The 21,597-nt window shown below is 68.7% G+C and carries 19 protein-coding genes and 3 pseudogenes; 12 read left to right on the top strand and 10 right to left on the bottom strand.

Features of this window, described 5'->3' with window-relative positions; genetic code table 11:
- Positions 1-381 precede the first annotated feature (381 nt).
- Both ACZ561_RS35150 and ACZ561_RS35145 read left to right on the top strand, forming a co-directional pair.
- A complete protein-coding gene (locus ACZ561_RS35150; protein WP_471003176.1) occupies positions 382-951 on the top strand; it encodes a HutD/Ves family protein in 570 nt (189 codons plus the stop codon).
- A gap of 642 nt (positions 952-1,593) precedes the next feature.
- Positions 1,594-1,788 (top strand): hypothetical protein, encoded by a 195-nt coding sequence (locus tag ACZ561_RS35145; protein WP_471003172.1) that lies wholly within the window; start codon positions 1,594-1,596, stop codon positions 1,786-1,788.
- Positions 1,789-1,868: 80 nt separating this feature from the next.
- Here the strand turns inward: ACZ561_RS35145 and ACZ561_RS35140 are convergent, their stop codons facing one another.
- Complete coding sequence (locus ACZ561_RS35140; RefSeq protein ID WP_471003169.1) at positions 1,869-1,997, bottom strand: hypothetical protein; 129 nt, start codon at positions 1,995-1,997, stop codon at positions 1,869-1,871.
- 5 nt (positions 1,998-2,002) lie between these two features.
- Between ACZ561_RS35140 and ACZ561_RS35135 the strand changes: the two genes are divergently transcribed.
- Positions 2,003-2,587 (top strand): DinB family protein, encoded by a 585-nt coding sequence (locus ACZ561_RS35135; RefSeq protein ID WP_471003166.1) that lies wholly within the window; start codon positions 2,003-2,005, stop codon positions 2,585-2,587.
- Positions 2,588-2,620: 33 nt separating this feature from the next.
- Positions 2,621-3,424: pseudogene (locus tag ACZ561_RS35130) on the top strand (IS5 family transposase); the annotation flags it as partial.
- 261 nt (positions 3,425-3,685) lie between these two features.
- Here the strand turns inward: ACZ561_RS35130 and ACZ561_RS35125 are convergent.
- The 4 genes from ACZ561_RS35125 to ACZ561_RS35110 form a co-directional block, all read right to left on the bottom strand.
- On the bottom strand, positions 3,686-4,219 hold the full coding sequence (locus ACZ561_RS35125; protein WP_471003379.1) for a P-loop NTPase family protein: 534 nt from the start codon (positions 4,217-4,219) through the stop codon (positions 3,686-3,688).
- 231 nt (positions 4,220-4,450) lie between these two features.
- Positions 4,451-4,978 carry an SRPBCC family protein gene (locus tag ACZ561_RS35120; protein WP_471003164.1) on the bottom strand — a complete coding sequence of 176 codons (528 nt, stop codon included), beginning with the start codon at positions 4,976-4,978 and terminating at the stop codon, positions 4,451-4,453.
- A gap of 237 nt (positions 4,979-5,215) precedes the next feature.
- Complete coding sequence (locus tag ACZ561_RS35115; RefSeq protein ID WP_471003161.1) at positions 5,216-5,704, bottom strand: DinB family protein; 489 nt, start codon at positions 5,702-5,704, stop codon at positions 5,216-5,218.
- 48 nt (positions 5,705-5,752) lie between these two features.
- Positions 5,753-6,379 (bottom strand): class I SAM-dependent methyltransferase, encoded by a 627-nt coding sequence (locus tag ACZ561_RS35110; protein WP_471003158.1) that lies wholly within the window; start codon positions 6,377-6,379, stop codon positions 5,753-5,755.
- A gap of 87 nt (positions 6,380-6,466) precedes the next feature.
- Here ACZ561_RS35110 and ACZ561_RS35105 point away from each other — a divergent pair, with 87 nt between their 5' ends.
- Positions 6,467-7,048, top strand: a complete 582-nt coding sequence (locus tag ACZ561_RS35105; RefSeq protein WP_471003155.1) for a helix-turn-helix domain-containing protein — start codon at positions 6,467-6,469, stop codon at positions 7,046-7,048.
- A 248-nt stretch (positions 7,049-7,296) separates the two neighbouring features.
- Here ACZ561_RS35105 and tpg read toward each other — a convergent pair whose 3' ends face one another.
- Both tpg and tap read right to left on the bottom strand, forming a co-directional pair.
- A complete protein-coding gene (tpg, locus tag ACZ561_RS35100; RefSeq protein WP_471003152.1) occupies positions 7,297-7,851 on the bottom strand; it encodes a telomere-protecting terminal protein Tpg in 555 nt (184 codons plus the stop codon).
- A 3-nt stretch (positions 7,852-7,854) separates the two neighbouring features.
- Entirely contained in the window at positions 7,855-9,987 is a 2,133-nt protein-coding gene (gene tap, locus ACZ561_RS35095) for a telomere-associated protein Tap (RefSeq protein WP_471003149.1), read from the bottom strand.
- A gap of 1,151 nt (positions 9,988-11,138) precedes the next feature.
- Here tap and ACZ561_RS35090 point away from each other — a divergent pair.
- The gene (locus ACZ561_RS35090; RefSeq protein ID WP_471003146.1) at positions 11,139-11,666 is read left to right on the top strand and encodes a hypothetical protein; all 528 of its coding nucleotides are present in this window, start codon (positions 11,139-11,141) and stop codon (positions 11,664-11,666) included.
- Positions 11,667-12,067: 401 nt separating this feature from the next.
- Positions 12,068-12,598 (top strand): MepB family protein, encoded by a 531-nt coding sequence (locus ACZ561_RS35085; RefSeq protein WP_471003143.1) that lies wholly within the window; start codon positions 12,068-12,070, stop codon positions 12,596-12,598.
- A 568-nt stretch (positions 12,599-13,166) separates the two neighbouring features.
- Here ACZ561_RS35085 and ACZ561_RS35080 read toward each other — a convergent pair.
- Positions 13,167-13,901 (bottom strand): translation initiation factor IF-2, encoded by a 735-nt coding sequence (locus tag ACZ561_RS35080; RefSeq protein ID WP_471003140.1) that lies wholly within the window; start codon positions 13,899-13,901, stop codon positions 13,167-13,169.
- A gap of 250 nt (positions 13,902-14,151) precedes the next feature.
- Positions 14,152-14,979 (bottom strand): maleylpyruvate isomerase N-terminal domain-containing protein, encoded by an 828-nt coding sequence (locus ACZ561_RS35075; protein ID WP_471003137.1) that lies wholly within the window; start codon positions 14,977-14,979, stop codon positions 14,152-14,154.
- A gap of 642 nt (positions 14,980-15,621) precedes the next feature.
- On the opposite strand from ACZ561_RS35075, the gene ACZ561_RS35070 reads away from it, so the two are divergent.
- The 4 genes and pseudogenes from ACZ561_RS35070 to ACZ561_RS35055 all read left to right on the top strand — a co-directional run.
- Positions 15,622-16,086 (top strand): DUF5959 family protein, encoded by a 465-nt coding sequence (locus ACZ561_RS35070; RefSeq protein ID WP_471003134.1) that lies wholly within the window; start codon positions 15,622-15,624, stop codon positions 16,084-16,086.
- A 551-nt stretch (positions 16,087-16,637) separates the two neighbouring features.
- Positions 16,638-17,801: a hypothetical protein gene (locus tag ACZ561_RS35065; protein ID WP_471003131.1), complete on the top strand. Its 1,164-nt coding sequence runs from the start codon at positions 16,638-16,640 to the stop codon at positions 17,799-17,801.
- A gap of 1,488 nt (positions 17,802-19,289) precedes the next feature.
- Positions 19,290-19,799: a YxiG-like protein gene (locus ACZ561_RS35060; protein ID WP_471003128.1), complete on the top strand. Its 510-nt coding sequence runs from the start codon at positions 19,290-19,292 to the stop codon at positions 19,797-19,799.
- A 650-nt stretch (positions 19,800-20,449) separates the two neighbouring features.
- Positions 20,450-20,635 (top strand): annotated as a pseudogene (locus ACZ561_RS35055) (transposase family protein); the annotation flags it as partial.
- A 95-nt stretch (positions 20,636-20,730) separates the two neighbouring features.
- On the opposite strand, the gene ACZ561_RS35050 reads toward ACZ561_RS35055, so the two are convergent.
- A complete protein-coding gene (locus tag ACZ561_RS35050) occupies positions 20,731-21,051 on the bottom strand; it encodes a hypothetical protein (RefSeq protein ID WP_471003125.1) in 321 nt (106 codons plus the stop codon).
- 294 nt (positions 21,052-21,345) lie between these two features.
- Here ACZ561_RS35050 and ACZ561_RS35045 point away from each other — a divergent pair.
- Positions 21,346-21,596 (top strand): annotated as a pseudogene (locus ACZ561_RS35045) (cation:proton antiporter regulatory subunit); the annotation flags it as partial.
- Position 21,597 lies beyond the last annotated feature (1 nt).

Genomic DNA, 21,597 nt, shown 5'->3' with positions numbered 1-21,597 from the left:
CGCACCGATGACGCTTCTCGAATCTGTCAAGCAGCAGATCGCGCGGGCGGTACGACTCACCAGTCCCGTCTCGTTCACGTCATGGGCGATCGGCTTGGGGGCATGCCGGGCACGAGTCTCGTCGAAGGGGACGTCCAGGTCGTTGCAGCGGGGCGCGCCACGATGGTCAGCGCGCTTCGCCCAGGACTGGCGGGACGCAGCCAGAGGCGCGCCACCACCCACTGACGGGGACGCAGAGCGCGTACACTCCCTCGACCGAGCACACCAGGGTCAATGTCTCGGCCCTCTATGCGGTCGTCACGAATGGCGACAGCTCTGCGGCCGAAGTCGTCGCGTAGGTGTGATCTGCACCCGTACCGCACGCACGTCAGGAGCCCGCCCATGCACCGCTTCGATACCGAGACGCTGACGGCGGGCCGGTGGCGCAACGGCGGAGGCGCGACCAGGGAGATCGCCTCGTGGCCGGCGGGCACCGAGGAGTTCGGATGGCGCGCGAGCGTCGCCGACATCGACCGGGACGGTCCGTTCTCAGCGTTCCCAGGCATCGACCGGACGCTCACTCTTCTTGCCGGCGACGGCGTGCGGCTGGCCTGCCCCGGGGCGTTCGACCGGCTGCTGACACGCGCGGGCGAGCCGTTCGCCTTCTCCGGCGACCGCGCGCTGGCCGCCGAACTGCCGGGCGGCGCCTGCCGGGTGCTCAACATCATGGTGCGGCGCGACCACTGGACCGCCCAGGTGGACCAGGTCTCCGGCCCGCTCGTACCGCCCGTCGGGCATGCCGGAGTGGTCTATGTGCTGCGCGGCCGATGGCAGGCAGGCAGGGACGAGCGTGTCCTGGCATCCGGCCAGGGCCTGTGGTGGACAGAGGACGGCTACGCCGCGGGCCAGGCCGTCACGCCACTCTCGCCCGACGCCACCGCCCTATGGGCAGACATCGCCCCGGCAAGCTGACCCGGAGCACCCAAACGTCGCCGCCCCCTACATCGGCCAGGTGCCCCAAGGCCCACACAGGGCAGGGTTCGAGGCGGAGACGGCACACGTGAGACAAGGAGGCTCGTGAACACGCACCAAGAGGACGAAGCCCACCGCGACGCTGAGCCCGTCCGGGAGGGGCTGGGCCCTGACGCCGGACCGGCTCACGCAGACGCCCGGCCCGAGTGAGGGCCGGCAAGGCGTACTACTCCCGCAGCGACCGTGCCGACCTGAGTAGGTTTGGGATCGAAGGAACGATTCCGGTGCGTGCCGAACGGGTCCGTAACCGGCACAAGCGCGGCTCCCGAGGGGAACCAGCAGCGGCGGTGCCGAAGCGGCACGGTCCGGCGTCAAGGGCCAGGTGTCGCCACCGCCACTGACATCCAGCCAGAATTTCGGGCGGCACCAGCCCTCGCCGGCAGCCGACCTCGTCACCGCAAGCGGGAGCAGGGCTCTCACGGACTCCAGTCGTTACGAGTCGTCGTCCCTCCCATCCGCGTCGCTGTCGTCGTCGCCGAGCAGGTCGTTCACCTCATCCTCGGATGAGCTCGCACGCATCGCCGCATGACGCCCAGGACGCCCGTCACCGATTGAGTAGGCTCCGGGCGGGAGGGAGACGCGATGGAATCGCTTGGATACGGCATCGGCGCATTGGTCTATGGCGCACCTGTTGCCGCTTTGCTGGTGGGGTTGTTCGCCACGCTCGCGGTCGTTCGATGGCGACGGAAGGCCATCGCAGCCCTGGAGCTCGCAGAACATGACGCCGACGTACAGCAGCGGATTGGTGCAACCACTGCAACCGGCCTTGACCAGTAGCCCCGCGAGGCTCCCTTTCGTCTCGTGCCGTCGCTGTTCACGGAGCAGCATGCCTCGAGTACCGCGACTTTGTGGTTGTCTCACGTGGCAACTTTCGCGAGCTTCTTGTAGCAGGTCAGGGCGGCGGCCATAGCCAGGCCTCGGCTCTGCCAGTCGTTGCGGACCACGTACGGGATCTTGAGACCACGAGCGGCCCATGGCAGGCTCATGCCGCATGATCGATGAGTTCGCGAAAGACAACCTGCACGGGAGACTGCGGCGGGACCGCAAGGCGCTGCTCTGGAAACTCGACGGCTTGTCCGAATACGACGCCCGCCGGCCTTTGACAGCAACCGGGACCAACCTCCTCGGCCTGGTCAAACACGTGGCCACCGTCGAGGCCAGGTACTTCGGCGAGGTCTTCGACCGCCCTTCGCCGGAACCGCTGCCCCGGTGGCAGGACTCCAACGGCAGCGATCTGTGGGCGACCGAGGACGAGACCCGCGAGCAGATCATCGGGTTCTACCGGCGCACGTGGGAACACTCGGACGCGACGATCAACGAGCTTCCCCTCGACGCCCCCGGCCACGTGCCGTGGTGGCCGGAGCCTTCTCCCAACACCAACTTGTTCGCGATCTTGGTCCACGTCCTCGGCGAGTCCATCCGGCATGCCGGGCACGCCGATATCCTGCGCGAGGGCCTCGATGGCCGGACCGGGTTGCGCGCCGAACACGAGAAGCAGATCGACGAGGAAGCCCGTGCAGCCCACTGCGCGAAGATCGAGCAGGCCGCCAGGTCGGCCGCACCGATCAAGGCGTAGAGGTTGCCTCACGTGACTTGATGTTCGTGCGGCATGCTGCCGGTCGTGGGTGCTGATCCGTCGAAGCGTCTGGTTCCTGATGAACTCTGGGAGCCGGCCGCCCCGTTGCTGCCGTTCGCTGCTCGTCCGCAAGGTGGTGGGACCGCTCCGTGTGACGAGCGGGCCGTGTTCACAGCAGTTGTGTACGCGCTGACCAGCGGCTGTGCCTGGCGGCATCTGCCGCCGACGTTCGGCACGTCGCCCGCCACCGCGCATCGCCGCTTCACGGTACGGGCCGAGGCCGGCCTGTGGCGTCGGCTGCACCGGGCCCTGTTGGGCGAATTCGGGGCCCGCGGCGAGGTGGACTGGACCTCGGCGATCGTCGACGCGGCCTCCGTTCGCGCCAAAGAGGGGGGATCTGACCGGGCCGAACCCGGGTCGATCGCGGCAAGAAGGGCAGCACGCTGCACCTGCTGTCCGATACCCAGGGCATGCCGCTCGCCGTCGCCGCGTCCGGCGCGAACACGCACGACAGCCTCGCCCTCAAGCCGCTCATCCGCGGCATACCCGCCGTCCGATCCCGCCGGCGACCACGGCGGCGCCGACCCGTCAAACTCCGCGCGGACAAGACGTACTTCTCCGCCGAACACCTGGCCTGGCTACGCGAGCGCGGGCTCGTCGCGCGCATCGCGCGGCCCGGCATCGTCCAGCGAACGCCTCGGTCGGCACCGCGGGAAGATCGAACGGTCGATCGCCTGGCTCTTCAGCTACCCCGCCTCACCCTCCGATACGAACGAAGGCTCGCACTTCCGCACCTTCCTCGGCCTGGCCGCCGCCCTGACCTGCTACAAGAAGCTCGCGAAACGTGCCACGCGAGACACCCTCTACGTCTTCGCCGGCCCCCCGACCCGGCACCTGACGGCCGCCCCTGGCCTACTCCGCCGAGCTCGTGGCTACAGCTTCGCGGAAGTGAAAACCAGACACGGCGCTCCTCCAACCGCGTCCACCGGAAGCCTGGCAGGACCTCAGACCCTGCCCCAGCAAGAAGGGAAGTGAAACGGGCGGCCGCGGCCGTATTGCGTCCGGCTGGGTTCTCTCAGTCGTCGCAACGGCGCCCGGTCAGCGGTCGAGTGCGGGCAGGTGGGCCAGTCCGGTGTCGAGCATGATGCGGTCGACAGTCTCGGACAGGGTGCTGTCCGCACCGATGACGGTCTCGAGCCCGTCGGGAAGCAGATCGCGCGGCCGGTACCAGTCGCGCAGTTGCGTCTCGTCGACGTCGTCGGCGATCGGCTTGGTGGCATGCCGGGCGAGAGTCTCGTCGAAGGAGACGTCCAGGTAGTAGCCGTGGGTCGGGCCGCGGTGGTCGGCGCGCAGCCGGGCCAGCATGTCGCCGTAGTGGTCGGCGTAGAGGATGCCTTCGACCACGACGTGGTACCCGGCATCAAGGGCGTAGCGGGCGGTCAGGTCGATCAGGCCGATGTTCGAAGCGCCCGGGCGGTCCCGTTCGCGGAGCACGATACGGCGGAGGTTGTCCTGGCCGACCAGGGCCAGGCCGCGGCCGAACCTCTCACGAAGGCCGACCGCGACAGACGACTTCCCCGACGCGCTGTTCCCGCGCAGCACAACCAGCCGGGACTCCTCGGATCCCACCATCACAAGCGGTCACGCTACCGACAGCCGAACGACGAGGAAACGCGGCCGCCGAAACGACCTCGCCGGCGCCGGAGCATAACGGGAACCAGGTCCATGAGGTCGCCGGGTTGAGGGCCGCCGAGACACCGGCCGGACCGCTGGCGCTGGACGGACCATGCCGTTATCAACCGAGCCGAGTTACACCCCGACCCGCAGCCACGCCCTGTCTCCTCGGGCAAGCTCTCTCAGGCATCACTGAGCCGGAGTGCATTCCTCGGCGTAGCGCGCCAGCCCTTCCGCCATGCTCTGCATGAACTTCTGGAGGTAGCGTGGCATGACCCAGCCCAACAGCCGGCTCGTCTCGTACTCTCCGTACCAGTGGATGACCGTGCCCGAGCGCGCTGTCGGCTTCAGCTCGATGCGCGCGTGATAGTTGTGCATCGACGAATTGAACGCGTCTTCGTAGGCCAAGAGGCGTCGCTCGACCTTCTCAGTGAGCCGCTCTCCGGTCACCACGCGTCCCGTGCGGAAGGCCCGGACGGCACCGACGCCGTCGTCGCCGCCGGGGTCGAGGCCGACCGACCGTGTTGTGTCCAGACTGTCCACCTTGGACCACAGCGGCCAGCTTGCGGCGTCGACCAGCAGCTTCCAGACGATTTCCGGCGAGGCGCTGGTCGTCACTGTGACGTCGTATGTGTGCATCGTAGAGGGCTCCTGTGAGTCGATGCGGGCGGCGTCCTCGCCCAACAAGACGCGGTCGACGCGGTGGCGGTTGGTCAAGCAAGCGTTGATTTGGTGGGGCGAGCCCCAGTCGGCGAACTGGATGGTGACGATCGACGGAGGGGCTCGTGCCGAGCTGCCTCCCGGGCCGCCTCGGTGGCGTGGTCAACCGTCGAGGAATCGATTCGCTCAGCAGCGACGAACACGACGGTTGCCACCGTGTGCACGGATGGGAAGAAGCGGTGCGGTGACGGCCATGGCGCTGTGATCATGAGTTCCCGTCCCGGAGAAGGGAGATCAGCGGCCGGTGGCTCCGTCGATGAGTTCGCGGAGGATGTCCGCGTGGCCCGCGTGCCGGCCGGTCTCTTCGATCAGGTGAGTGAGTGCCCAGCGGACGCTGGGAGCGGGGCGGTCCGGCCGCGGCCGGGGGACCGGCGCGGCCAGATCGGTACACCTGTCGAGAACGTCGTCCGCGCGCCTGACCACATCTCGGTAGCGGGCGACAACGTCGGCCACGCTGTCCGCCGGTGCGGCTTGGAACGTCGCCTGCCAGTCGGTGACGTCGTCCCCGAGGAACATCGAGCGCTCGACGAAGGTCAGGTGGTTCAGCAGGCCGAGCAGGTTCGTGCCTGACGGCACTGCGGCTGTTCGCACCTGTGGTTCGGGGGCGCCGTCGACCTTCGCGGCGATCGAGGTCCGTAGGTAGTCGAGGAATCCGCGCAGGACCTCGGACTCGTTGCTTCCGGTCCGTGGCGGCGGGGTGTCGCAGCGCGTGGTGCTGGGCATCCTTGGTCTCCGTTCCTCTGTCGGGGGGGGCGGAAGCCTGCCGCCGTGTCAGACAGTGCGGCGGATGAGGAGGACGTGGTCGGTGACCTCGGCGGTGCGCCCGTCTGGTCCGGTCGCGATCCGGCGGGGTGCGTCGGCTCGCTCGACCGTCCAGGTCTGCGGGGCCAGGCCGATTCCCGCAGCGACTTCCCGTGGGCTCGGGTAGTGAAGGTCGGGATCCTGGTTCCACGACCACGGCGCGGCCGAGCCGTGGTCGACGACCAGCAGTCGCCCGCCCGGGCGCAGTGCGAGCGCGGCCGAACGCAGGACGGTTGCCCGGTCCAGGTTGAAGGGGGTGTGCAGGTAGTGGGCGCAGATCAGGTCGAATCCGCCGGGCGGGAAGGACTCGTGCAAGTCGGCCCGCCGGATCGTGACGCGGTCACCGAGGCCATGTGAGCGGGCGAGTGCGGCGAGCTGTTCGACCACCACTGCCGAGATGTCGACGGCGGTGACGTTCCACCCCAGGCGGGCGAGCCACAACGCGTCGCCGCCGTCGCCGCATCCGAGGTCCAACGCGTCACCGGGCGGCAGGCCCGTCACCGTCTCGGTGAGGCGTGCATTCGGCTGCCGTCCGCCGGCTGCCGGTCGGGCCGCGTAGACGTCGTCCCAGAAAGCGACCGCATCGGTGCTGCTCATCAAGGCTCCTTGTGTCGGTAGGCACTCAGTCTTGCCAGGCACGCCACGACCTGGCACGAAATCTTGCGGTTACGGCAAGATGGCCCGATGGATCGCAGGACGGACGACGACGTACTTGACGCGGTGGGTCCCCGACTTCGTGCGCTGCGTCGTGCCCGCGGCATCACTCTCGCCGACCTCGCGGCGACGACCGGCGTGTCGGAGAGCACTCTGTCCCGGCTGGAGAACGGACAGCGCCGGCCGAGCCTGGAATTGCTGCTGCCGCTGGCCCGTACCTATGACGTTCCGTTGGACGATCTCGTCGGCGCACCGCGCAGTGGCGACCCCCGGATACACCTCAAGCCGATCAGGCGGTTCGGGATGACGTTCGTGCCCCTGTCCCGACGACCGGGTGGGGTGCACGCGTTCAAGATGATCATCCCTGCCGCGCCGGAACCACTCGAGCCGACCCCGCAGACCCACGAAGGTTTCGAATGGCTCTACGTGCTCAACGGACACCTGCGGCTCGTGATCGGCGAGCGCGACGTGACGCTGTCGCCCGGTGAGGCAGCCGAGTTCGACACGTCCTTGCCTCACTGGCTGGGCAGTGCCGACGGCGGCGTGGTTGAGCTCCTCGTCTTGTTCGGCCAGCAAGGGGTGCGTGCGCATGTACGCACCACCCCTCATTGATCGCCGCAGGCCGGGGGCCGGTGAACTCGGCGAGAGGTTCTGCATGCGCGTCGGTGACGCCGGCCTGTTCCAGGAAGACGACGAGGTGGTGGTCGCTGTAGGCGAAGCCCGGGGATGTCACGCCGAGCAGTTGGCTTCGGCGATCGACAATGGCTTCCGGCCTCCCCCGTCGACAACAACCGTGCCTGCGTGACAGCTAGGCGGTTTCGGCTCATGAACCGGATTTCGGCCTGGGAGGTTCGTGGCTTCTAGAAATCCAGGTCGAGGTAGTCAATGTTGTTGATGGCCACGTCCGAGAGTCCCATGGCGCGATTTCCGTCGTCCTGGAAATACACTTCCTTCAATCCTTCGGCGATGATTCCGCGCATCTGCTGGTCGCCGGCGCCCTGGTCGCGGGCTTCGAAGAGGCGCTGCGCGTATGCCGGGGGGAGGTGGACTGTCAGGCGGCGGAAACGGCCGTCGTCGGTGGTGCCGACCGGAGCGGTGTAGCCGAACTGGGCCCGCGTCTCCACGGTGATGCCGGTGCTGACGGCAGCTTGCTTCCGGCGGCGCTTGCGGACCTGGGGCTGCCAGCGGGACCGTACGGCGGCGTCGATCTTCGCAGCGACGTCCTTGGGCGGGTTCTTCCGCGTGCCGCGCCGGTAGCGGTTGACCGAGTCGGCGGTGACGCCGACCTCTTCGCCGATCTCCTTCGCGCTGAGGTACTTGAGCAGGAAGTTGACGCGGCCCTGGGTGGTCTTGGGTGGCTCCCGGGTGAACGCCTCCTGGTCGGCACGCTCCAGCGCGTCCTCGATCTCTCCCACGCGTCACTCCCCTTCGTCGAGGACGGCGTCGCCGCCCTTGATGTGGCGGGCGGGGTTGAGGCCCTGCTCCATCAGGTCGACCGCCCACAGCATCGACTGGACACCCTCCAGCTTCGCCAGCCCGGCAGTGGGCCCGAGGCGGAAGCCGCCCGGCTGAGGCTTGCCCGACGCCGCGTAGGGGAGGAAGTCGAGCGGGCTTTCGCCCGGCGAGGGGTAGACGACGCAGTCGGACAGCACGGCGAGCGGGTACAGGCCGGTCATCGTCGCCATGTTGCGCAGCTTGCGGTGCATGTTGACGCGGGCCTTGGAGATGATTGCGGCGCGGATGTCGGGGCGCCAGGTCGGCCGTTCCAGCGCCGGCCACCGGTCGCCCTCCTTGTAGTGGCGGCCCTGCGGGCGCTCGCGGAGCTTGCCCACGCCGCCCTTGACCGTGGCCTTGATGGCCGCCAGGACGGCCGTCAGGGCCGGGTCGGCCTGCTTGTACCGCTCCATCGCCGCGAGGAACTGCCGGTCGTCCAGGTCCCGGGTGACGCCGAGGTCGGCGAGGGTATCGACGTACGCCGCCTTGAGGCGGTCGTGCCACGGGTCCAGGTACGCCCCGGTCTCCCGCCGCAAGTAAGCCTCGATCGGGTGGACGTCGAAGCCGAGCTCCTGGGCGTAGGCCACGGTGTGTGTCTGGTACCAGGCCGGACCCGTCGGACGGGTGCCGTCCGGGGTGAACGGAGACGGCAGGCGCGGGTCCAGTTCGATGTGGGACAGGTCGACCAGCCAGGAGCCGGGGATCTTCGGGTTGAACCTGGGGGCGTTGAAGTGGTCCGGTCCGGACAGGCCGACGACCAGGCGGGCCGCGGCGGCGAGGAACGCGGTGTTGAGGTCCAGACCGACCGCGAAGGGCAGCAGGCACTCCTGATCACTGAGCAGGTCCACCGACCGCACCCACTGGTACGCCTCCTCGTCGAGGAAGCCGCCGCTCCAGCCGGAGTTCACGACAACGGGGTGTTCCTGGGGGGCCTCCGGCGGCGCCGGGTCCATCGGCTCCGTGCCCAGCGAGCCGGGGTTGTAGCCGGGCACCCAATTCCCGGTCTCCGTGTCCTGCACGGCCTTGGTGGGCGGGCGCAGCGCCGTCATCAGCTCCAGGCCCGAGACGGCCGTGGAGCCGCGCGGGGTGATGACTCGGGTCGCGTAGACGCCGAGGACGCGGGCGATGTCAGGCGGCTCCATCTCGGAGACGCCGGGCCAGGAGCGCTCATCGAGGGCGTCCCAGGACAGGATCGCGAGTTGTACGCACTGGCGCTCGCGCCCCTGGGCCTTGCGGTAGATCCGCGCCCACGGACCGAATCCTCGCTGGGTGAGCTGCCACTTCGCTTTCGTCACCTGTTTGACCACCGGGTGATCCTCCGGGAGTCGCAGCGAGCGGCGCTGCTCGTGCCCCTCCAGGCGCTCGGGCAGCCCGAGCTTCACTGCGGCCGCGGCGGTGAGCACGATCAGCGGGTCGCTGTCCTTGCCGTAGCGGTGCAGCTTCGGCGCACCGAGACCGGATTCGCGCAGCGTCCACTCCACCAGCTCCGGGACGGTGGTCGCCGGACAGTTCAGCACGAGGCCGTCGATGCCGTACGCGGAGCCGTCGCCATCGAGCACGGCGAGCGGCCCGTGCGAGAAGCGCGGGTCCAGGGCGGGCTTCACCGCTTTCTTCGCGGCCGGGCGGCGTGACGACGCCGGACGCGCGGCTGGGCGCTCCGGCGTGGCCGGTGGGGCAGATGCCTCCACCGGCGCGGCAGGCTCCGCCTCGGGCACCTCGGGTGTGGCGGCCGGGCTCGTGAAGGTTTCCGGGGCCGGGGTCGGCTGGGGCGCTGTGGCCGGGGTGGGCGCGGCGTTGGGGGCGCCGTGCGTGGGGTACTTCGCCGCCCAGCCGTTCAGGATCCGCTGGTAGGCCTCCAGGCGAGGTGACTTCGGCTCGGAGCGGCCGTTCTCCCAGTTCTTGATGCTCTGCGTCGACGTCTTCAACGCGACCGCGAGGCGGGCCTGGGTGATGCCGGCAGCCTCACGCAGTCGGGCGCGGTCCGCAGGCGCCGGGAGCTGCGGTTCCTCATCCAGCAGCGCGTCGACCGACGCGAACAGCTCTTCTTCTGATGCCATGCCACTACCTCCAGCCTGGAGAGTAGCAGAATTTACCCTCAAGTTTAACTCGAACATTAACCCACTCGGATACTCTGTTGATATGACGTCAGCGGAACACAGCAGTCTTTCGAGTAGCAGCAATATCTGCCCAGGGAGGGCTCATTGGGAGAGCGCGTCGCCTCAGCGGTGCTGAGCGACGTCCTGCTCATCCGGCGGCGTCGCGCTGGGTGCGGCCGCTCTCTGTCCGCTGCAGGTCGTGGTGAGAGCGGCCCTGGCGGCGGCGCTCACTGCGCGCTGCGTCGGCACTGCTCGTACACGCTCCGAATGACGCCCTGCTGGAAGACTCGTCGAAGCCCCCTACACAGCGACCCTCGACAGCGCACGGCTGCGGGCCGCAATCGTTCCCTGGGGCCTGCGTGCGCACTGGCGGAGAGGGGCCACGTCGGGGCTGACGAGCCGACGGGTCGCGCGATGGATTCGCCGGGCATGGTCTCTGCTGTCGGGCCTGGCGGCTGTCGCTTCGCCAGTCCCGGCGATCTCTCGCAAACAAGCCGCAGCCGTCTGACCTGTGCGAGATCGCGATCGGCTTGGTGGAGCCCGTGGGCGGGGGCAGTCGCTGACGAGAGCCGCCCGGGGCCGTCAGTTCCTGAAATCCACCCGTGGCCGACCGTTGTGGCGCAGCCGGAGCCGACGCCGTGGGTGCGACCGCAGCACCGGATGGAGGGTCGTCCAGCCCCGAGCTGACGCGACGCGCAGGACGTATCCGGCGCCAGCACCCCGGAAGTAGTGTGCGCGATCCTCTGACGGTGCGGCTACCGGGCGCTGTCCGCGTCACTGAACGCAGCAGGGCAGGGAGCCAGCCCTCGTATACGTGTCATCGGTGCCGCAGAAAGAAGTAGTTGGGGGCACCACGGCACACGTGTCGGTGCCTGTCCTGGAAACGGGAGCGATCGTGCGTCGGAAGGCTCTGCATCCTCGATGCTTCCCGTACCACCCGAGGCTCCTCCTGCCCCCTCGGTCCCGCCCGTCGTGCAGGCATCCCTCGTCGCAGGCCGTTGGGATGAAGTCGGGAGGGGAACTCCCCGGCTCTTTCACGCGTTGCGGAGGACGATGCGATCGTTGGCATGCGACACGACGGCGGCGCCGTCGTCGGGGGAAGTGAGCAACCCATGGCCATGGTGGGCCTGTTCTGGATAGCCGAAGGCGACGTGTACGTGGGCGCGAAGCCGTCCGGTCCGGCTCCCGGAGTACGCCTGACGCCCGAGGCCGTGGTGGCCCTCGGGGACAGCCAGTCCAACCTCTATTTGTGGGAGGACGTGCACGCCCTGACGATGACGTGCGTCCCCGTGAAATCCCTGAAGCGCCAGATCGGCGCAATCACGGAAATGGCTCTGGACACGGTGGTGAACCTGGCTGTGCCCGGAGGCCCGGGCCCGGTGGGCGGCGGCCCGGCGATGATGACGGTGCGCGTGGAATCTCGCGACGGCGACAACGAACTGTCGGCCTACGTGGCCGCTGCCGTCGGCTACTCCCCCACTGAGGTCGAGCTCTCCCAAGCTCTCCTGTCTCGCCTCACGGAGGGCGCCGCGACGATGGCCACGACGCTGGCTGCGATGTCGGAGTGGGGTCGCGCGTGGGAGGGAGGCTCTCCCCGCGGAGCGCAGCGGGAAGAGCTGTTGCGGCGATGGGTGGGCTAGCCTCGCCGCTCCAGAACGGAGCCGGACGATGACGCGGCAGCGGTGGCATCCGCGCTTGCCTTGCCCGATGGTGGCGATACCAGAGAGCAGTTCCACAGTGTTGACCTCAGCGTGCTAGCCGGCACTGTAGATCCGGCATGCACCACTGCATCTTCGGAATATCCCGGCCTGGATTGCCCACGATGGCCTAGACACGGTCGGGTCGTCGCCTGGGTCTATGCGGCAAGGACGGCCCGGCAAGTCGAGTCGAGTCGAGTCGCGTCGCGTCGCGTCGACCGTACGTTCGACGAACGTGGTGGCAGGATGCAGGAATGTCGATGGAACGTGATGCTTCTTCGGGGCTGGGTGCCCCTGATCCTGGGTCCTGGCCGAGTGCAGCGGGGATCCCCGGTGATCTGCTGGTGGCCAAGGAACTGGTGTATGACCCCAGCGGGTTCACATGCTCGTGGCCGGCGCCTGAGGCCGAGAGCGCCGAGTACGGGGCATGCGCGTTCACGCTGGACGGCTTCTCGGTCAGGTTTCGCGTCGCCAAGACGACCCCGACGAAAGCCGGTCAGTTCGTCACTGTGTGGAAGAGGTCCGCAAGCGGGCCTATCCAGCCCTTCGACGCCGAAGATCCCGTTGATCTTTTCGTCATCAGCACGCGCGAGGGCCCACTGTTCGGGCAGTTCGTATTTCCGCGGGAGGTGCTCTGTGAACGGGACATCGTGTCAAGGAACGGATCCGGCGGGAAGCGGGCATTCCGCATCTACCCGCCGTGGGTAACGACCACCAGCCGCCAAGCCCGCACCACGCAGGCCTGGCAGTTGAACCACTTTCTTCATGTGCCCGAACACGAGCCCGTCGACATCGCCCGGGCCTGTGTCTTGTACCGCCCCGGCGGCTGGAAGGAGGCGCCGGGGAGGAAGACGGCGCGACCGGAGTCTGCCTGACACGAGACAAGGGCGTCGCCCGCGGGTGGGGGATGTGACTGCAGGCGACGTCTGGAACGAGGCGGCTCGCCCAGCTCCCCCTGCATCCCGAAGCACTCCGGCAAGCCTGCCCCGTCTCGAGAGCGCAGTGGTGGCCGGGGAAGCGTGTCCTGGCGCGACCGGCGAGGGTTGTCACGTGCGGAGACTGACGAGCCGGTGATCGGCGATGACCCGAATGTGGATGAGCCCCGCCCTGCCCCCGCTGACCGCGGCTGTAGTTCGGGAAGCGTCAGCTACGTGCGCCTGCTGGAGTCGCTCGACCTTACGCCCCGCGGGCGCGCCGCCGGGGAGCTCGCCGCGAAGCTGACCCAAAGGATCACAACGGAGTAGGGACAGGCCCGGCACGGTTCGTCAATCGAGGATCCCAAGTTCGGAGTCGGATGGGCATATCTCGCTGGCCCGGATCCCGCCAACTGTGGAGCAGTCCGCTTCCGTGGCAGTCCGCTTCTGTGGGACGGTAGAGGCGATGGGCGACATCGCGGAGGCGGCGGGAAAGAGCGCGCGATTTCGCCGGAGGCAGGCACACCGTTCAGTGCGGTGCCGGTTGCGGGTGCAGGGCGTTGCCGACCGAGCAGCCACCCTCCCCGGGCATCCGCTGGATCCGGGGCGGCACCCACACCTCCGTGGCACCGGGGCCCACGCGGGCAAGAAGGCAGTCCTGCGCGTCGAAGCCGTTGCCCTTTACCGACAGGAGAACACCGACCTGGCCGCCCTCCGCCTTCACCTCGGTACGGATCGCCGGATCCAGGTCCAGGGCGGCGACCGTACGGCGCACCTCGGCCTCGTCCACCCGGCCACCCTCCGGCACCCGGGGGAGCTTCGCGCGGAGCTCCGCGGAGGGCAACTGTGGCGGTTGGGGTGGCGGGGCGAAGGTCAGCCGAGGGCCATCGGGGCAGTCGACGTCACGGGGATCCTCGCCCCACTCCGACTTGGGCGACACCCGCACCGCGAAACAGCGCCGTACGGCGACCTCCTGAGGATCGAACCATTTGTTGTAGGCCGAGCCGGAGGTGCGGACGACCACGTCAATGCCGTCGCCGTCGTGTGTCGAGGTACCCGTCACCTGCAATACGTCCACCCCGTCGATGCCGGAGGCGGAGCGCCCGACCTCCTCCGCCGTGCGCGGACGCTGGCTGTAGAGCCGTTCGCCTGCTTTCCTGGCCACCTCCCGTGCGGCCTCTGTCGCCCCTTCCTCGGAGTTCTGCATCACCCCGCAGCCGACGGTGAGCAGCAACAGCGGGGCGAGCAGCAGCATTCGGCGCATGGGTCCACCCTTCCGGCGCCGGGCGCGGCGGGCACCCGCTCGCGTACTCAGACCGGCGTAGGTGATCGCACTCAGCCGGTGCGGCGATCAGACGGGGGCGCACTCCGTGAGGTTCCGGCGCGGGCGAGGCGCACGCCTCCATCTCGATGTCATCCGGGGGCGACGAGGCCGCAGACCATCATCTTGGCAGCGTCGCCGCGGCGGTCTCTTGGCGTTGCCGGCATTCGGCAGGGCGGATGATTTCCTCGGGTCAGGGCGTGCCAATGAGTTCACCGAGCTGCATGGCGAGCCACGGCTTGCGGCCGCTGGCCCACATCTGGCCGCGCGCAATGGCCTTCCAGATCGGCGTGCGCCGGAAGGAGACCAGCAGGAATGCGGTCGGCTTCGCCGTGATCCTGCAGTCGTAGGCACGCGGCGGTGCGTCACGGGTCACCGTCACCGCCCCGTCGTCGACGACGATCGCCAACCGCGGACCGCCCTTGACCACGAGGTCGAATGCGATGCGGACGCCCTGCGCCTTCTCCTTGTCCAGAGCCAGCGTCATCATCGTCGGCATCGACTGTCCGACCACCAGGCTCGCCTCGTCCGGGCCGATCCCCCACGGAAGTCGGGCGCCCCGCGCGATGTCGAGGCCGTGCACCAGGGTCTCGCTGAGCATCAGACCGGTCACCGTCGCCAGAGTGATCTCCTTCCCGTACCAGGGCACGGCGACGGCGGTGTCCGGTGCGAGGCCCTCGGTGATCCGCAGGAACGTGTCGCCTCGTTCGGCGACGAACTCGCCCAGGCGGGCGCGGTCGTCGCTGCCGAAGAAGCTGATGGACGTCGCGTTCATGGTCGTGATCCGTTCGATGAACGGCCCGTCGCCCGGCGGCAGGATGCTGTCCCAGTCCAGGGGCTCGTCGGGGGTGACTGTGGAGCAGAACCCGAGGTACACCGCTGCCAGGTGCGCACCGACGTCGCCCACCGTCCACACGGGGACACCGGAGGGCGCGTCTCGGTCGGCGAGGTCGCGCAGCAGCCGAACCAGTCGTGGGATCGCGGCCCTCAGGGCGGCGCGGGTCTTGTTGTGCTCGGCCACGGGATCGAAACTCCGGTCGGCGCCCATGCCACTCCCCCACTAGTGCGGACGGGCTCGCAGATTACCGTCGGGTAGCCCGGTGGCGATAGAGTTCTGTGTCGCCTCCCGCCACTCAACCTCGATCGGGCCCAGCCACGGTCCCCGAGAAGAGCGGCTCCCAGGGTTCTCGGACGCGGAAGACGTGCGGCAGCTCGAACCTCAGGGTCCCCGCGAAGAGCGGCTCCCAGGGTTCTCGAACGCGGAAGACATGCGGCAGCTCGAACCTCAGACGGATGCAGACCGACGCCTCCGCAACGCGACTGCCTCCGCCTGGCGCCCTTTGCCAAGCTTGTTCCCTGAGGATCGAACCCGTTTGCGTTGAGCGTCGACCATCAGGGTGCCGCCGGGTACTGGGTCGGGATCGAGCGAAGCCTTGCCCCCCGATGGCATGCCCAAGACGCCGGAGCCGTGGGCAGAGCCACTTCCATCGCCCTGGGGCTTGTCGCCACTCGCGCGCCCTTGTTTCGTGGCTGCCTGGCGGGCGCATCGACGATGCCACCAGTACCGAGCCCGCCTCAGCCACTACCGCCGCCCCGGTCAGCGACCGCCATAGTCGCCGTGCAGTCTCGGAGTACACATCGCACAGAAAGAGGTAGTACCGACGTGCCCGATCCCAGCCCCCTCGAGCTGATCCGCCTTTCGGACGAGGAGCAGAGCGTCCCCCTGTGCATCATCGGAGGAATGAGCTTCTCCGGTACCGACCAGCACGACGCCCTCCACGCTGAGATCGTGGTCAGCACCGGATTCGTCAGTGGTCGCGTCGAGCTGTATCTCAACGCGTATGACTTCGACAGCTGGGCCGAGGTTGTGGAGTCTGTCGCGGCCGGAAGGAAGGCAACCTGGCTGGAGAGCGGACGCTCCCCGCGGATCATGATCGACCCCACAGAGGAGACCGAGAGCGGGTGCACGGAGGTGAGCGTTTGCGACGTCACTGGCTCGCAGGTCGTCGTCACCGTGCCCATCGCGAGCCAGCCCGATTGGGGCGCCCACCGCCAGCTGCTTGCGGCGGTCAGAAGCCGATACCAGCTGGAGCGGCGAGAAGGCCGGGGATGGTGGCCGCAACCGTGACGTCCCCACCCATGATCAGCTCAGCCGGACCGCAGTCACAGCAAGTGCGGCGCAGTACTAAGCCGTTTCCTCTGGATCTCCGCTGATTGCGCTGCCTGACCCTTGCGGCGTCGTCTCTCATATCCGTCATCCGAGGCATGACACTGGACGAACGGAGTGACCTCGCCCTGGGGCGCCGCCGAGAGGGAGTACGTCCGGCACCTGGCGGGCCGAGTGGCGTGGGTACGCCTGGGTGCTGGAGCGGTACGGGAAGCTCACGCCGCCCCAGGCCGGGGCGGAGGCGGTGCAGTGCTACCCGTACGCCCGACGCTCCTTACCGGGGGCTCGTCTTCCACGACGAGGCGTGGCACTGGGCCATGTCCCGGGTCTTCCGTGACCGGTACGCGGAGGAACGCCCTGAACTGGCCTTCGCTCCGGATGAGTACGACGAACTCCGACCGGTGCCGGCCTGGTTTAATGATCTCCGTTTGAAATGAACATCGCCAACAGCGGCGGTCCGGCCTGGCGTTGATTGCAGTGTCACGACCCGCCGCGCAACGCACGGGGACATCGTGACAGCTCGCATCACCAAGGCCGCACTCCTGGCCGCCGCCACCGCACTGCTGCTGACCGCCTGCGGCAGCGGCGATCCGATCCCCGGGTCCGGCGGAGCCGACGGGACCGGACGCAACGGCGGAATCGACGGCGGGCAGGGCGAGGCCGGCGGCGACATCACCAAGGCGCCGCTGGCCCAGCCCGACTCCGTGACCGTCTCCTTCTGCCAGAAGATCAACCACGACGGCGGCGGCTGGGACTTCGGGCTCACCCTCCGCTCGTTCTCCACCAAGGACGGCTCCGTGGTCGCCGAGCGCATCCACGTCCTGCCGAACGGTGTGGAACCGGCGGCCGGGTGCCCGGACAACCATGACCTGGAGACCGCGCAGGCCTTCGACAAGAAGCTCACCATGGTCGCCACACTCGCCAGTTTCGGCCGGGCCGCCGCCTTCGACCTGAACACGGGCCAGGAGATCGCGCCGCCCGACCCGGACGCGTTCACCGAGCGCGTGAAGAACACGGGTGCCGCCATCCACCCGGAAACGGGCCGGCTCTGGTACGCGGAGCAGCCCAACTCCTTCGAGTCGAGCGACCCCGTCGTCTCGCGCGACCCGAAGGCCGGCTACGCGACCGAGGAGCGTACCCCCTTCGAAAAGATCCCGGACCTCCTCAAGAAGGACGGCGCCACGGCGGCGACCGTCCTCGCGACGAACGACGTCAACGGCCCCGCCGCTCCCTCCACGGCGGTCGTGGCCAGAGGCGGCATGGAAGGTGTGTTCCTGAGCCGCGTCGAGGGTGAGGGCCGCGTCGGCGCGGAATCCTTCCTCACGGGCATCGAGACGGCGGGCCTGACGGGCGAGGACAGGCCCGACTGCGAGCCGACGTTCTGGCGCGACGACACCACCCTCGTCTGCGAGTTCACGCAGATCACCTTCAGCGCCGACTACGCCAAGGTCGTGAAGACCGAGGAGCTGATCCCGAAGAGCGACCGGAGCAGCACGGCCCCGGTGCCCTCCCCCGACGGCAAGGGCTTCGCCTTCCTGTCCAAGGGAGAGAGCGGCGTGTGGGGGCTCTTCCGGGGGCAGTTCGGCGCCACGGGCCAGCCGGTGAAGATCGTCGACGTGCCCGAGCCCGTCGACGCCGCGGAGGAGGCCACCCTCACGCTGGTCAGGTGGAACTGAGCAACGGGTGCGGACCGGAGGCCCCGGCCGAGGGGCTTCCGGTCGAACACCGACTCCCGTCACCATGCCGCCGGTTCACTCCGGGGGTGGTGAATCCAGCAGCCAAGGGCCTGGGTGTGGGCCTCGTCGTGCGCGGTGGGCGCCGCAGGTTCGGGGCTTGCCGGCGCGGTGGGGCGGGCCATGGCCTCCCGCAGACGGCCGCGGATGTGCTCCTCGCCGAGGGGCACGCTGGCCGGCGAGGTGCGCTCCGGTGCGTCGCGGGCTCCGGTCAGCAGGTCGGTCTCGGCGCCGGCGATGGCATGTCGGTGAGCGGCGGCTGCTGGAGCTGGTAGTGGATCTGCCCGTCCAGCACCGGAGCTGCGCGGTCGAGGGTGCCGAAGGCCTCAATGACATGGCTCTGGGGGCTGTGCGGCGGCGACCGGGGCGAGTTCCTCGGGCAGGTCGTGAGGGGCCGGGCCGGGGAAAGTCAGACGGCCGAGCGCGTCGTGGAGGGGTCCAACTGGGCCGCGCGTGTCCAGGTAGGAGGTTTCGGCGTGCAGGAGTTCTGGGACGGCGAAGAAGTCACTGTCGGCCTCGGCCGTGGATGCCGCGCGCCGAGCCGCCTGCCAGGGCGTCGACAGCGTCCTTGGCTGTGGCTGCGTTCTGGCGCCACGTGATGGCCGGGCTGATGGACTGTAGTGAGCGGGCCGGAATCGGGAAGGCATACAGGAGCTGCTGCGCCTCCTCCTCGCGTCCTGCGTGGGCGGCCGCGGTGAAGGCCCGGTGATCACGCCACCGCCCACCCCGCCTCGGGGTCCGGTCAGGCAACAACGGCTCTATCCGCGCCCACCGCGCGTCAGTCACCGTCACGGCCGGACCAACGAGCCCGTGATCGGTAAGAAACGCCCTGGCCTACGAGACGGACGCGACAACCGCGGCCTGAAGGCTGTCGCGTTGGAGCCGAGTCACCCGGATCCGCCAAGGTCAGTCAGCGGATTCAGTCGAGCCTGTACGTGCCGGTGCACGCGCGCAGGGAGAGGGGGCCGGGGCAGCCCCGTCTGCACAACCGGGGGTGCATGACGCTGGGGGTGCAGAGAAGCGGCCTCCCCGCACTTCCCAGGCCGACAGGCAGGGCGAAGGGCGGGGGGCGGAAGGCCGGCCGTGTCGGATCACGCGGCAGCCGCGCTGGATGTTGCGAACCGGTCTACTCAGGCCAAACCTGCTGCCTTGGTCGGGATGGGGCGGGCACAGTGCTTTCGTTCTCCACGGCTGCCCGCCGCAGCGCACGAGTCACAACGGCCGCACGGTTGACGAGCAGGAGCCATCAATTCGCGCCAGGGCCCGTATCGAGAGTGCTGGTCGCAGCCCTTCGCAGTGGCCGCGTACCACTTCCGGACCGGAATAGCTGAACGCGAAGTGAGCCGCCGAAGGCACCTGAAGCAGACCTCCACTCCCTGCTCGCCCGGTTCTCCGTCGTGGGAGGTTCGGCGTGTGAGGTGGAACGTGGGCATGGGCGCCGCAGAACTCGAGCAGACGCTGAACGCGATATCCAGTCACGCCGTCGTGTGCCACGGATACACGAACAACATGCGCGACTACGAGATCGTCGTCCGCGACCCGGCGGATCTGAGCGCAGAGAAAGAGCCACTCCACCGGCGGTACCTCTTCCGATACTGCATCGGAGCCTTGTGCTTTCCCACGGTCTCGCCCGAGACGTGGAAGCGATCATTGCATGACTCCTGGATTAGCCACGGGGGCCGGGATGCCGATGCGGCTCCTGAGGAATCCGCCTGGGGCGTGGCGTGGCTTCGCTTTCCCTGCGCGGAGGTGCCTCCGCCGTCGAACGCGGCTCGCCGGTGGTCGGAGGCTCTGGGGATCGAATTCCACGACGTCTTCCTCAGGACCAACATCTACCGGTTGCACCTGCTCTTCTCCGAGCTGCAGGTGACCGAGGTACGCTCGGATGCGTACCTCCCTCGGAGAAGTGGGTCCATGAAAGTGGATCTCGGTCGTTCGTGATCACGTCCTGTGGGACGTGGGGATCCGAAGAACGGCCAGTGGGCTCGGCTCGCGCCGTTACTGCCGCACGGCCTCGAACCGGGTCGTCCGCGGGTGTGGATATGGCGCCACCTGATAGACGGCGTACGGTGGCGGACTCGTACCGGCCCCGCGGCGGCGTGACGTACCGGAGCGCTACGGGCCGCGGGACCGTGTCTACGACCTGCTCCGGCGCTGCAGTGGGATGGCACCTGGGCAGGATCGTCACCCAACTCCACACCCAGGCCAATTCAAACGGGCTGATTACCTGGGATGTGAACGTCGACTCCACCGTATGGCAGGCCCACCAGCACGCCGCCGGAGCGAAGGTAGGGGAACCTCCAGAAGGAGCCACGGGGCGGAGTCCTCGTCGAGCCGGCCAACCACAGGCTCGGCCGACCCCCTACCGTGGACGAAGGGTTCCGTAGCCCTCATCGCTGCGTCGCATGAGGACTCGCATACCGACCCGCGCGGATACCAATCGAACTACTCAGTCACAGCAACCGCTCCCAGCATTTTTCGCAACGGGCCCCAAGCGGGTTGCAGGACGGCTGCGATCTGGGCATCTCCCCTGTATGCGTGGGGTGTTGGGTGCTGAGCCGTTGTGAGTGGAGACGTTCACGGGCTTGCGGATGGACCATTTCGTGAAGCTGGTGAACGTGGTCCGAGAGCGGGCGGCGATGGGCCGGGCGGAGGTCGGCCGTGGTGCCTGGCACTGGCCGAGCGGGTGCTGCTGATGGCCGCCCACTCCCGCTCCAACCATCACCATGAGGAAGTTCGCGCCACTGTTCGGCGTCTCCCTCGCGACGGCGTGCCGGCCGGGACCTGTTGCCCGACGGAGAAGACAATCTGCCATGGCAGCACGGGCGCGCTCGGCGTCGAGCTCTTCAGGGCGAAGGGGGCACCGCTGCCGTCACTGTGTGAGCCTCCGGTAGGCGGCGCGGGCGTGGACGAGGCGGGCGATGGCCGTCCCGATGACGGCCGCGGCGAACAGGCAGGCGAGGCGTCCGGCATCGTGCGGGGCCGTCCAGGTGAGCCGGCCCATGGGCGGGATGGCGAAGCCGTTGAGGATGACCCAGCAGAGCAGGGCGGTGCCGGGTGCGGCGGTGAGGCGGGCTCCTGTGCTCACGAGCGCGGCGATCACCGACAGTGCGATGAGGTCGAGGGTGGGGTCGCCGTGGTGGTCGAGGAAGTTGAAGGCGGTGACCAGGGTCAGGGCTCCGGCCGAGGTCACGGCCCAGACTGAAGGCGTGGCAGCTGGGCCGGGAACAGGGCGGGGTCCGCCGCTGATCGGTTTCCATTCCAGCACGCGAGCCTCCTCCGCTCCTGGTCCCCGCCGTTGGGGCCCTCGCCATGGTGCACCATCACCGCGCGATCACCTGAACCGCGCGACATCGAGCATCCCGGGCCTGGGCAAGGACGAGCAATCGATTTGCCCGTATTCATCCAAGCGACGCGTGATTCGTACGGCGATAGTGGCCAAGGGAGCGCGGTGGAACTTCCGCCCTTGGTCGACCTGGGGTCCGCCATGCCCGCTCCTCGCCTGAGTCGCACTCCGTTACCGGGCATCGGGGCCCGCTACGACCTCACCACTCGCGAGCACCGTCAGCTGTCGGTGATCGCCCATCGCGACGGCGTCCGGACGCTCAACGCTTACCGCATGGATGATCCCGACGAGTGCGCGCGCTCGGTGAAACTGACGAGCCGCGAGACAGAGACGCTGATCGACGCGTTGATGCGTCTCATTACAGCCCCAACCTGCTGTCCACGACCGACGTTC

The sequence above is a fragment of the Streptomyces sp. NPDC039609 genome (genome assembly GCF_055596705.1).
This window is presented reverse-complemented; position numbering and strand designations above follow the sequence as displayed.